Raw genomic sequence first — 12366 nt, forward strand, 5'->3', positions numbered from 1 at the left:
CATTGATATCAGCCCCGGGGTTTCCGATGACCGATTTTGCCGCCACCAAAAAAATGTTCGATCTACCCGAAGGGGTGATCTACCTTGATGGGAACTCATTGGGCCCGCTGCCAAAGGCAACCAAAGACCGCGTTGCCTCGATGATCGAGGACGAATGGGGCAAGCTGCTGATCACCGGCTGGAACAAGGCGGGCTGGATGCAGCAGCCCAACTCCATCGGTGATCGCATCGGACGGCTGATCGGCGCCGAAGCGGGCCATGTGATGATGGGCGATACCCTGTCAATCAAGGTCTATCAGGCCGTCGCCTCAGCGCTGGAACTGAACCCTGGCCGCCGGGTGGTGCTGTCGGACAGTGGCAACTTCCCCTCGGATCTATATATCGTGCAGGGGCTGCTGAAATCGCTGGGCGATGACTACGAACTGCGTGTGGTGCCGCCGGAAGAGGTCGCCGACAATATCACCGATGACCTGGCTGTCTTGATGTTGACCGAAGTGGATTACCGATCGGGGCGCAAGCACGACATGAAGGCGCTGACCGCAAAGGCCCATGAACAGGGCGTGGTGACAGTGTGGGATCTGGCCCATTCGGCCGGCGCGCTGCCGGTGGATCTTGCCGGGTGCAAGGCCGATTTTGCTGTGGGCTGTTCTTATAAATATCTCAACTCCGGCCCAGGTGGCCCCGCCTTCATCTATGTGGCGCCGCGTCATGTGGACAAGGCCCGCCCCGCCCTGTCGGGCTGGCTGGGACATGAGGCACCTTTTGCCTTTGATCTTGACTACCGTCCCGGCACCGGCATTGAACGCATGCGCGTTGGCACCCCGCCAATGATCCAGCTGGCGGCGCTTGATGCCTCTATGGATATCTGGGATCAGGTCGACATGCAGGCGCTGCGGGCACAGTCTATCGCGCTGTGTGATCGCTTTATCGCCGGGATCGAGGCCAGCTGCCCCGAGCTGGTGCTGGCCTCGCCACGGGATGGCTCTGGGCGCGGCAGCCAGGTCTCCTTCGCCTTTGAACAGGGCTATGCCGCGATGCAGGCGGTGATCGCGCGCGGCGTTATTGGCGATTTCCGCGCCCCCGACATCATGCGCTTTGGCTTTACCCCGCTCTATATCGACGAGGCGGATGTTGATGCGGCTATCGCCATCATTGCAGATGTGATGAACAACCGCCTGTGGGATGTGCCTGAATACAAAATCCGCGCGGCCGTCACCTGATGATCGCGCCCCTGACACAGGCCCTGCCCCTGTGCCGCCCCTTTGGTTGGGTGGCGCTTTGGCGTCGCCTGGCCCAATGTGGCAGACTGAACAGGCGGGTTTTCTCCTTTTCCTGAGCTAGTATTCAATTCAGAAAAAGGAGGAATCCCATGAGCGATTCCAAGACACCGACCCCCGGCTGCCCCTTCAACCCTGCAGAAGATGGCGCCCAGATGGATTTTGATGGCCGCATGTCCTACGGCGACTATCTGTCGCTTGATGCGCTGCTGAGCGCACAAAACCCCAATAGCGATACCCATGATGAAATGCTCTTCATCATCCAGCACCAGACCTCTGAGCTGTGGATGCGGCTGGCGATCCACGAATTGCAAGCAGCGCGCGATCGCCTGTTGCAGGGCGAGATGCGCCCTGCCTTCAAGATGCTGGCGCGGGTGGCGCGTATTTTTGAGCAGCTCAATTCCGCCTGGGATGTGTTGCGCACCATGACGCCGTCGGACTACACCGCCTTTCGCGATGCCCTGGGGCAGAGTTCAGGCTTTCAGTCGCATCAGTACCGGCTGATCGAGTTCATGCTGGGCAATCGCAACATAGCGATGCTGAAACCCCATGCCCATCGCCCCGATCTGGTGGCACTGCTGGAAGCCGAACTGGCGCAGCCCTCGCTCTATGATGTGGCCCTGCGGGCGCTAAATGCACGTTTTGCCCTGCCCGAGGCGGTGATCAATCGCGATCTTTCGGCCCCCTATCAGCCCTCGCCCGAGGTAGAAGCCGCCTGGTCCGAAGTCTACCGCGCCACGGAAACCCATTGGGAGCTTTATGAGCTGGCCGAGAAACTGGTTGATTTTGAAGACTATTTCCGCCGTTGGCGGTTCAACCATGTCACCACGGTGGAACGGGTGATCGGCTTCAAGCGCGGCACTGGCGGCACCGGCGGCGTGAACTACCTCAAAAGGATGCTGGAGGTGGAACTCTTCCCCGAGCTCTGGCACCTGCGCACCAGCCTGTAGGACAGCGGCCACGACGGGGGGCTCCCGCCCGTCTTACGGCATCAAAATGCCGCATCCCGTTGGGCCCGGCGCCGCGCTTTGCGCGGCGCTGCAGCGCGGGATCAGACCGGGGCGTCAGGCGATATCAGCGCCTGGGCACAAAGTGCCGCATAGGTTTGTACGCCAGCGCGATAGGCCTCATAGCTCTGGGAGGTGTGTTTGATGCCTTTCAGGCAGGCACAAAACAGGCGCGCCAGCGCATCGGGGTCGCAGGTCAGAGCGGCACGCCCCTGCCCGGCTTCATCGGTCAGCCAGGCGGCATACAGTGCCTGCAACTGCGCCTCGCCCTCTTCGATCATATCCCCCGCCACGTTCATGCCCGCCTCGAACAGCTCCATCCCATGCGCCGAGGACATCATGGCCTCCATCGTGGCACCACCATGGGCTGCAAAGGCGCGGGCCAGCCGGTGATGCAGGCTGCCTTCCCCCTCCAGGGCGGCACGGATGTCGCGCCGCGCCTCAGCATAGTAACTGTCAACCAGCGCGCGAAAAATCGCCTCTTTGTTCTTGAACCGCAGATAGAGCGCCGGACGTGACATGCCGGCGCCGCGCGCTATGTCATCCATCGACGTCTTGCGAAACCCATAGGCAGAGAACCCCGCCCAGGCTGCCAAGAGTATGGCCTGTGTTTTGGTATCAGCAGTTGAAACTCTCATAGGCGCGGTTCTGACAGTTACAGGTCTTTTTGTCAATTGACAGAGTGACAAAAGGTATGCATTTTGTCAGAAGTGTCACTCGGATCCAGCAAGAGGCCAGTCCCATGTCAAAAACGCTTCGTATCAATGGCAAGACCCATGAGGTGGATCTGCCCGATGATGTCCCCCTGCTTTGGGTGCTGCGCGATGAAGTTGGTCTGACCGGCACAAAATTTGGCTGCGGCGTGGCCGCCTGTGGCGCCTGCACGGTGCAGGTGAATGGTGAGGCGATGCGATCCTGCCAGCTGAGCCTGGGCGATGTCGAGGGCGACGTGACCACCATCGAAGGGCTTGGAACGCCAGACAACCTGGCCAAGATCCAGCAGGCCTGGGTGGCGCATCAGGTGGCGCAATGTGGCTATTGCCAGTCCGGCCAGATCATGCAGGCCGCCAGCCTGCTGGCGGAAAACCCCAGTCCCAGCGACGAAGACATTGACGATGCGATGCAGGGCAATCTGTGCCGCTGCGGCACCTATCCGCGCATCCGCGCTGCCATCCATTCCGCCGCCAAAATGATGCAGGAGGCCTGACCCCATGGCCAGCTTGAAAAAAATCGCCCGCCGCAGTTTCCTTGTCGGCTCTGCCGCGATTGTCGGGGGAGTTGCCTTTGGCACCTTCAAATACCACCAGCCCGCCCCCAACCCACTGCAACCGGGCGCGGGCAAAGCCATCCTGAACCCCTTTGTTTTTGTAGATCAATCCGGGGTGACCCTGATCGCGCCACGGGCAGAAATGGGCCAGGGGGTGCGCACTTCCTGGGCGGCACTGATCGCCGAAGAGCTCGATGTAGACCCCGCTGCCGTCACCGTGCTGCATGGCCCTGCCGCCAAGGCCTATTACAACAGCGCCATGATGGCCGAAGCCCTGCCGGGGCGCGGCTATGATGCCAGTGATTTGAAGCACTCTCTGGGCCAGATTGTCGGCAATTTCTCCAAATTCCTTGACCTGCAGGTGACGGGGGGGTCGTCGTCGATGAAGGACGGGTTCACCCGGATGCGCCTGGCAGGCGCCAGTGCGCGGGAAACTCTGAAAGAGGCAGCAGCACAGCAGCTTGGCGTCGCCCGCGCCCTGCTGGAAACCAAAGACGGGGTTGTGCTGGCCCCGGGCGGGGTTACGCTGGCCTATAGCGAACTGGCAGTGGCCGCCGCCGATGTTGAAGCCCAAGAGGCAGAACTGCGCCCTGCAGCACAGTGGAAATACATCGGCAAACCTGTTGCCCGGATTGATATGGTGGAAAAGATCACCGGCACCGCCACCTTCGGCCTTGATACCCGGATCGAGGGGATGAAATTCGCCGCCATCCGGCAAAACCCGCACTATGGTGCAGCGATGCGCAGCTTTGATGCCTCGGCCGCACAGAACATGGCCGGTGTCGAAGAGATCCTCGATCTTGGCGATGCGGTGGCGGTGGTTGGCACCAACACCTGGCTGGCGCAACAGGCTGTGGATGCCATCGAGGTCGACTGGGCACCTGCGAACTACCCCGAGACCACCGAGGCAATCTTTGCCGAGATTGCCGCTGCCTTTGACGGCAGCCCCAATTCCACCCTGCGCGACGATGGCGATGTCGATGACCTACCCGAGGGGGCGGAGCTGTTGGAGGTTGAGTACCGCCTGCCCTATCTGGCCCATGCCACCATGGAGCCGATGAATGCCACTGCTCTCTATACTGGCGACAGTCTGGAAATCTGGGCCCCGAACCAAGGCCCGACCGTGGTGCAAAAAGCCGCCGCCGATCTTAGCGGGCTGGAGGCTGAGGCAATCACCGTCAACACCACCTATCTGGGGGGCGGCTTTGGGCGGCGCATCGAAGTGGACTATACCAACCGGGCGGTGCAGATCGCCCTGCAGCTGCGCGGCATCCCGGTGCAGCTGACGTGGTCACGCGAAGAAGATATGCGCCACGACTATTTCCGCCCCGGTGCCATTGCTCGCTACCGTGCCGCCGTCAAGGATGGCAAGGCCCTGATGGTGCATGGTAAAATCGCCGCGCAATCCACCACTCAGGAAGGTGCTGGCCGGATGCTGGGGCTGCCCATGTCCGGCCCCGACAAGGGCCATGTGGACGCCGCATTCAACCAGCCCCTGGCAATTCCAAATTTCCGCATCGAGGGCTATCTTGCGAAACCAATGATCCCGGTTGGCTTCTGGCGCTCAGTTGCGGCCTCGTTCAACGGCTTCTTTTCCGACACAATCATCGACGAGATGGCCCATAGGGCGGGGCGTGACCCGCTGGAATTCCGCCTGGAGCTGGCCCGCGCCGAATGGGAACCTGCCGCCCAGGTGCTGGAGCGCGTGCGCGACATGTCAAGCTGGAGCGGCGAAACCCCGGCAGGCGTCGGGCGCGGAGTCGCCCTGGCCTACAGTTTTGGTACCCCGGTGGCGCAGGTGATAGAGGTGGCCGACCGAGACGGCGACATCGCCATCACCAAGGCCTGGATTGCCGCGGATCTTGGCCTGGCCATTGATCCGCGCAACATCGAGGCGCAGCTGTTTGGCGGTCTTGCCTATGGGCTCTCGGCGGCCTGTTTTGGCGAAATCACCTTTGCCGACGGGATGGTAGAACAGGAAAACTTCCCCGATTACGACGCACTGCGCATGCCCAGCATGCCGCGTGTCGAGGTCGCCGTACTGGAAAACCAGAAACACATGGGCGGCGCGGGCGAACCCGGCACCCCGCCAGCGGCACCTGCATTGGCCAATGCGATTTTTGATCTCACCGGGGACCGTGCCCGTGAATTGCCCCTGAACAAGCGTTTTAGCTTTGTATGAACCATTCAGCACCCACTGGCATGCTGCGGGCCGCCAGTGGGTGCTGGGGGCACCAGTTCCCAGACTGGCCCGTGTCAGGTCTTATCCGGTGGCAGAATGCCGGGGGGGCAACAGGCTGCCGGCCTGCCAGCTGCGCACCGCATCACCAAAGGCCTGAAACAGCGGTCGTGAGACCGGATCATTGGCCGCATCCCATTCGGGATGCCACTGCACCGCCAGGGCGAAACCCGGCGCATCCTGCACATAAATCGCTTCTGGGGTGCCATCGGGGGCATGCCCTTCAACCACGATCCGCGCGCCCGGCGTTTTGATCCCCTGACCATGCAGGCTATTGGTCATCACTTCGGCAGCGCCAAAGATTTCGTTGAAGACCCCGCCTGGGGTCATCTTGACCGGATGGCGCAGGGCAAATTTTTCCTCTAGCGAGCCATCAGGCGGCATGCGATGGTTCATCCGGCCCGGCAGATCGCGAATTTCAGGATAGAGCGTGCCCCCCATGGCGACATTCACCTCTTGAAAGCCGCGACAAATCCCCAGGAAGGGCTGGCCGCGTTCCACACAGGCACGCACCAGCGGCAGCACGATGGCATCACGCGCCCGATCAAAGGCCCCATGCGCCGCCGTTTCATCCTCGCCATATTCGTTGGGATGCACATTGGGGCGCCCCCCTGTCAGCAAAAAGCCATCAAAACTGTCAAGCAGTTCATCAACTGACAGAAAGCGTGGGTCAGAAGGAATCAACAGCGGCATGCAGCCAGCCACTTCGGCCACCGCCTCGGAATTCATCGTCCCGCCTGCATGGGCCGGATACTGATCGTTGAGCAGATAGGAATTGCCGATAATACCGACTTTGGGACGCGCCATGGGGACTCCGAGATAAGATGCAACAGCATAAAACTACGGCCTCCCCCCAGATCCCGCAAGCGCGCAAAGCGCGGGCGCCCGCGCAGGCGGTTGTTCAATTATGCACGACCAGCACCTGACAGCCGACTTTTGCGCATTCCTGCCCCCGCAGAAATTTACCCAGACGGGACCCAGACATGCAAACAGGGCGCAGCATGCTGCAACGCCCTGTCTCTTTCTTTCTGCGCGGCCTGGATCAGCTTTCGCCGGTCAGGCCAGCCGCCGCGATCCCGGCGAGGGCCGCAACCACATCATTGTCAGAGGTATCGCCGGTTACACCAACAGCGCCGATCACCGCACCGCTGTCGTCACGGAGCAAAACGCCGCCGGGCACCGGAATGACCTGGCCGCCGTAGACTCCGTTCACCGCTGCCATGAAATAGGGCTGCGCCTCGGCCCGCGCCATCTGGGCGCTGCCCGGCATGCCCAGCATAACCGCGCCATAGGCCTTGCCATGAGCAATGGCAAAACGCCCGGGCGCTGCCCCATCTTCGCGGGCAAAGGCCTGTGCATGGCCACCGGCATCCAGCACCACAACGGAAAGCGGTTTGAAATTCATCTCGCGTCCCTTGGCCAGGCTGGCGTCAATAATCGTCTGGGCTGATTTCAGCGAAATTGTCATTGTCTTGTCCCTCTTGTGATCAGGCCTGCTGGCTTTGTCAAAACAGGGGCAGGATCACGCCCTGCCCCTGTTGCTCTGTCAGATCGGCCGCCCTAGCCTGCCGCCGCCTTCAACTCCAGGCGGCGGGCATGCAGCACCGGTTCTGTATAGCCCGAAGGCTGCACCCGCCCCTTGAACACCAGATCGCAGGCAGCCTGAAAGGCAATACCGTCAAAGCCGGGGGCCATCGGGGTATAGCTGGCATCGCCTGCATTCTGTGCATCCACCACAGCGGCCATTTTTTGCATCGCCGCCATCACACGCGTCTCGTCCACCACCTCATGATGCAGCCAGTTCGCCAGCGCCTGAGATGAGATCCGGCAGGTGGCGCGGTCTTCCATCAGACCAACATCATTGAGGTCGGGCACCTTGGAGCAGCCAACGCCCTGATCCACCCAGCGCACCACATAGCCCAGAATGCCCTGCGCATTGTTTTCAACCTCATGGCTGATTTCGTCCTTCGACAGGTTCTGCCCCTGCATCACCGGAATAGTCAGCAGATCTTCCAGCGTGCCACGCGGGCCAGCGGCGCGCAGCGCATCTTGGTGCGCCAGCACGTCAAACTGGTGATAATGGGTGGCATGCAGCGTCGCGGCCGTTGGCGAAGGCACCCAGGCGCAGGTCGCGCCCGCCTTGGGATGGCCGATCTTGGTGGCCAGCATTTCGCCCATCAGATCAGGCATGGCCCACATGCCCTTGCCGATCTGGGCCCGCCCCTTCAGGCCGCAGGCCAGACCGATATCCACGTTGCGATCCTCATAGGATGCGATCCAGGCGGTGCCCTTCATCTCGCCCTTGGGCAGCATCGGCCCTGCCTCCATCGAGGTATGGATTTCATCGCCGGTGCGATCCAGGAACCCCGTGTTGATAAAGGCTACCCGCGATTTGGCAGCGCGGATACATTCCTTGAGGTTCACACTGGTGCGGCGCTCTTCATCCATGATGCCGATCTTGACGGTATTGGCCGGCAGGCCCAGCGCCGCCTCGACGTGATCAAAGATACGGCAGGCAAAGGCCACTTCTTCGGGGCCGTGCATCTTTGGTTTGACCACATAGACAGATCCCTGCACCGAATTGCCACCTTCCGCCTGCAGGTCATGCATGGCGATCATCACGGTGATCATCGCATCCAGGAATCCCTCGCCGGCTTCGCGGCCTTCGCTGTCCAGAACTGCCGGGTTGGTCATCAGGTGGCCAACATTACGCACCAGCAGCAGGGACCGCCCCTTGAGGCTCGCAGCCTCCCCGCCGGCAGTGGTATAGTCGAGATCGCTGTTCAGCACCCGGGTAAAGCTCTTGCCGCCCTTGGTGACCTCTTCGGCCAGGTCCCGCTTCATCAGGCCCAGCCAGTTGCGATAGGCGACAACCTTGTCTGCGGCATCCACACAGGCTACGGAATCTTCGCAGTCCATGATGGTCGACAGCGCGGATTCCAGCGTGATGTCGTTGATCCCCGCCTGATCGGTCGCGCCGATATTGCCAGCCGCATCAATTTCAACAATCGCATGTAAGCCGTTGTTCTTCAAAATCACCCGCGTCGGGGCCTCGGCCGCGCCGACGTGACCGGCAAATTGGTCGGCCGCCTTCAAGGCAGGCATCAAGGCGCCATCAACAACAGACAAGCCGGTGATGTTGCTCCAGGAACCGGTCTCAAGCGGGAATGTTTCATCCAGAAAGCTGCGACCCCAGGCAATCACCCGATCACCGCGTGCCGCATCATAGCCGCCGCCGCCAGGCAGATCGCCCATGGCATCCGTGCCGTAGAGCGCATCATAGAGCGAGCCCCAGCGCGCATTGGCGGCATTCAGCGCAAAACGGGCATTGGTGATCGGCACAACCAGCTGTGGCCCCGGCGTTGCGGCGATCTCGGCATCCACATTTGACGTGTCGATCTCGAAATCATCGCCTTCGGGCAGCAGATAGCCAATTTGGCGCAGAAAATCCGTATAGGCTTCAGCATCCTGCGGTGCCCCCAGATGCGCGATGTGCCAGGCATCAATCTGCCCCTGAAGATCCTCACGTTTGGCCAGTAGGGCGCGATTTTCATCCCCCATGCCATTGACCAGACCGGACAGCCCGGCCCAGAAATCCGCTGCCTGAACACCGGTCCCCGGCAAGGCTTGGCCTTCAATGAACTCTGCCAGCTCGGATGCGACCTGCATCCCCTCGATATTGCGCATGTCGTTCATCAAATCCTCCTTCACGGGTTGTCACTGTGGTTTCCCGGATACAGGAAAAGTTTCCTATCGGCAACATATGCGGTAATATTATTTTACCAATTAAGGGGAGGCTGTTTCAAGTTATTCTTGCAAATCGCCGCCAACTTCAAATCCGACAGGTAAATCCCGTTGGGTTTTACAGTGTTTTGGCCTGACATCTGCTTGCCCGGCTCTGCGCCATTGCCTACCACTGGAACACGCCATGACCACAGGCACCGCCCTGGCTGCCCCTGGTCCCGACAGATGAGGACAGCACGATGACGGCCGATTTGACCCAGACACCGCAACAGACCGCCGAAACCTTCTACCTGAAGGATTACACCCCCTTTGGGTTTGAGGTCGAAAGCGTTGAGCTGACCTTCAAACTGGCGCCCAGCGCCACGCGGGTTGTCAGCAAGATTTGCTTTATCCCCAAACCCGGTACGCCAGACCCACGGTTCTTTCTGCATGGTGAAATGCTCAAGCTGATTTCGGCCAGGATCGACGGTGTTGATGTTGCCCCGACAGTTACCCCCGAAGGTCTGACCTGCGATGTGCCGCAACAGCGCTTTGTCTGGGAGGCAGAGGTCGAAATCGATCCGGCTGGCAATACCGCACTAGAAGGGCTGTATATGTCAGGTGGCATGTATTGCACCCAATGCGAAGCCGAGGGCTTTCGCAAGATCACCTATTACCCCGACCGCCCCGATGTGATGTCCATCTTCACCGTGCGGATCGAAGGCGATGAAGAGGTGATGCTGTCCAACGGCAACCCGATTTCCAAATCCGATGGCCTTGCCGTCTGGCAGGACCCCTGGCCCAAACCGGCCTATCTTTTTGCACTGGTTGCCGGTGATCTGGTCAATCACCCCGACACGTTCACCACCAAATCCGGCCGCAAGGTAGAGCTGAACATCTGGGTCCGCCACGGTGACGAGGACAAATGCGCCTTTGGCATGGAGGCGCTGAAGAAATCCATGACCTGGGATGAACAGGCCTATGGGCGCGAATATGACCTCGATATCTTCAACATTGTGGCGGTGGACGATTTCAACATGGGCGCGATGGAAAACAAGGGGCTGAACATTTTCAACTCCTCCTGCGTGCTGGCCTCGCCTGAAACCTCTACGGATGCCAATTTCGAACGGATCGAAGCGATCATCGCGCATGAGTATTTCCACAACTGGACCGGCAACCGCATCACCTGCCGCGACTGGTTCCAGCTCTGCCTGAAGGAAGGGCTGACAGTGTTTCGCGACTCGCAGTTCACATCCGATATGCGCTCTGCCCCGGTAAAGCGGATATCGGATGTCATCGACCTGCGCGCCCGCCAGTTCCCCGAGGACCAAGGCCCGCTGTCACACCCGGTGCGCCCCGAAGAGTTTCAGGAAATCAACAACTTCTACACCGCCACCGTCTATGAAAAAGGCGCCGAGGTGATCGGCATGCTGAAACGCCTGGTGGGGGATGCGGACTATTCAAAAGCCGTGGATCTCTACTTTGAGCGCCACGACGGGCAGGCCTGCACGATCGAAGACTGGCTGAAGGTTTTCGAAGACGCCACGGGCCGCGATTTGGGCCAGTTCAAACGCTGGTACAGCCAGGCCGGCACCCCACGCCTGACAGTGGCAGAGAGCTTTGCGAATGGCACCTATACGCTGACCTTCGAACAGAGCACCGCGCCGACGCCCGGCCAGCCGGACAAAGACCCGCGCGTCATCCCCATTGCGGTGGGCCTGCTGGGTGCCAATGGCGACGAGATACGCCAGACGCAGGTTCTGGAAATGACTGAAGCCAAGCAAAGTTTCACCTTCGAGGGGCTCGCCACGAAACCGGTTCCGTCCATTCTGCGCGAATTTTCAGCGCCGGTGATCCTGGAGCGAGAGACATCAAATGCCGAACGTGCCTTCCTGCTGGCCCATGACACCGATCCGTTCAACCGCTGGGAAGCAGGCAATGCACTGGCCCGCGAGGCGCGTGTTGCCATGGTCCTGGAGGGGGCAGCCCCTGATGCAGACTATCTGGATGCGCTGACCAAACTGCTGCGCGACGATACGCTGGATCCCGCCTTTCGCGCCCTGATCCTGCAGCCGCCCAGCCAGTCCGACATCGCCCAAACCCTGCATGAGCGCGGCCATACCCCCGATCCGCAAAAGATCTACGACGCCGCCGAAACCCTGGCTCAGACCCTGGCGCAGCAACTGGCCGACAGCCTTCCCCGGCTCTATGCCGACACCACCGTGACCGAGGCCTATACCCCAGATGCGGTCAGTGCCGGCAACCGGGCCTTGAATGCCCGCATCCTGACCCTGCTGACCCGGCTGGATGGCGGCGAACAGGCGGCGCGCCAGTATGAGACGGCCGACAATATGACCCAGCAATACAGCGCTCTGGCCAATCTGATGAAGGCGGAAAAAGGCACGGTGCAGTCCCAGGCCTTTTTTGACCAATGGCAGGACGACCGGCTGGTGATGGACAAATGGTTTGCGCTGCAAATCGCCATGGCCGTGCCAGAGGCAACCGCGCGTACGGCAGCACAGTTGACCCGGCATCCGCTGTTCACTCTGAAAAACCCTAACCGGTTCCGGGCGGTGATGGGTGCGCTGGCGGGCAATCACGCGGGCTTTCACCACGCCAACGGTGCAGGCTACCAGCTTTTGGCCGACAATCTGATCGCGCTGGATGGCCTGAACCCGCAGACCACTGCCCGCATGTGTACCGCCTTCCAGAGCTGGAAGCGCTATGACAACGACCGCCAAGCCTTGATCGCGGCGCAGTTGCAGCGCATTCAGACCACCGCCGGGCTGAGCCGCGACACCAACGAAATGGTCAGCCGTATCCTGGATGCCTGACCCCTGCGCCCCGGTCCTT

The 12366-nt window shown here is 60.8% G+C and carries 9 protein-coding genes; 5 read left to right on the forward strand and 4 right to left on the reverse strand.

What is annotated here, in order from left to right; all coding sequences use genetic code 11:
- Positions 1-26: 26 nt before the first annotated feature.
- Positions 27-1220, forward strand: a complete 1194-nt coding sequence (kynU, locus tag ACN0VH_RS04820) for a kynureninase (RefSeq protein WP_278921007.1) — start codon at positions 27-29, stop codon at positions 1218-1220.
- A gap of 149 nt (positions 1221-1369) precedes the next feature.
- The gene (kynA, locus tag ACN0VH_RS04825; protein ID WP_278921008.1) at positions 1370-2227 is read left to right on the forward strand and encodes a tryptophan 2,3-dioxygenase; all 858 of its coding nucleotides are present in this window, start codon (positions 1370-1372) and stop codon (positions 2225-2227) included.
- 101 nt (positions 2228-2328) lie between these two features.
- Here kynA and ACN0VH_RS04830 read toward each other — a convergent pair whose 3' ends face one another.
- Entirely contained in the window at positions 2329-2922 is a 594-nt protein-coding gene (locus ACN0VH_RS04830) for a TetR/AcrR family transcriptional regulator (RefSeq protein ID WP_278921009.1), read from the reverse strand.
- Positions 2923-3026: 104 nt separating this feature from the next.
- On the opposite strand from ACN0VH_RS04830, the gene ACN0VH_RS04835 reads away from it, so the two are divergent.
- Positions 3027-3491 carry a (2Fe-2S)-binding protein gene (locus ACN0VH_RS04835; protein ID WP_417699709.1) on the forward strand — a complete coding sequence of 155 codons (465 nt, stop codon included), beginning with the start codon at positions 3027-3029 and terminating at the stop codon, positions 3489-3491.
- A 4-nt stretch (positions 3492-3495) separates the two neighbouring features.
- Positions 3496-5733, forward strand: coding sequence for a xanthine dehydrogenase family protein molybdopterin-binding subunit (locus ACN0VH_RS04840; RefSeq protein WP_417699711.1), 2238 nt, complete (start codon positions 3496-3498; stop codon positions 5731-5733).
- Positions 5734-5814: 81 nt separating this feature from the next.
- Here the strand turns inward: ACN0VH_RS04840 and ACN0VH_RS04845 are convergent, their stop codons facing one another.
- The 3 genes from ACN0VH_RS04845 to ACN0VH_RS04855 form a co-directional block, all read right to left on the reverse strand.
- On the reverse strand, positions 5815-6597 hold the full coding sequence (locus ACN0VH_RS04845; RefSeq protein WP_278921012.1) for a gamma-glutamyl-gamma-aminobutyrate hydrolase family protein: 783 nt from the start codon (positions 6595-6597) through the stop codon (positions 5815-5817).
- Between the two features lie 235 nt (positions 6598-6832).
- On the reverse strand, positions 6833-7258 hold the full coding sequence (locus ACN0VH_RS04850) for a GlcG/HbpS family heme-binding protein (protein ID WP_417699712.1): 426 nt from the start codon (positions 7256-7258) through the stop codon (positions 6833-6835).
- Positions 7259-7350: 92 nt separating this feature from the next.
- Positions 7351-9486 carry a malate synthase G gene (locus ACN0VH_RS04855; protein WP_278921014.1) on the reverse strand — a complete coding sequence of 712 codons (2136 nt, stop codon included), beginning with the start codon at positions 9484-9486 and terminating at the stop codon, positions 7351-7353.
- A gap of 287 nt (positions 9487-9773) precedes the next feature.
- Between ACN0VH_RS04855 and pepN the strand changes: the two genes are divergently transcribed.
- Positions 9774-12347: an aminopeptidase N gene (gene pepN, locus ACN0VH_RS04860; RefSeq protein WP_417699713.1), complete on the forward strand. Its 2574-nt coding sequence runs from the start codon at positions 9774-9776 to the stop codon at positions 12345-12347.
- Positions 12348-12366: the final 19 nt, after the last annotated feature.

Origin of the sequence: Pseudophaeobacter sp., assembly GCF_048267565.1 — a bacterium.
GTDB lineage: Bacteria > Pseudomonadota > Alphaproteobacteria > Rhodobacterales > Rhodobacteraceae > Pseudophaeobacter > Pseudophaeobacter profundi.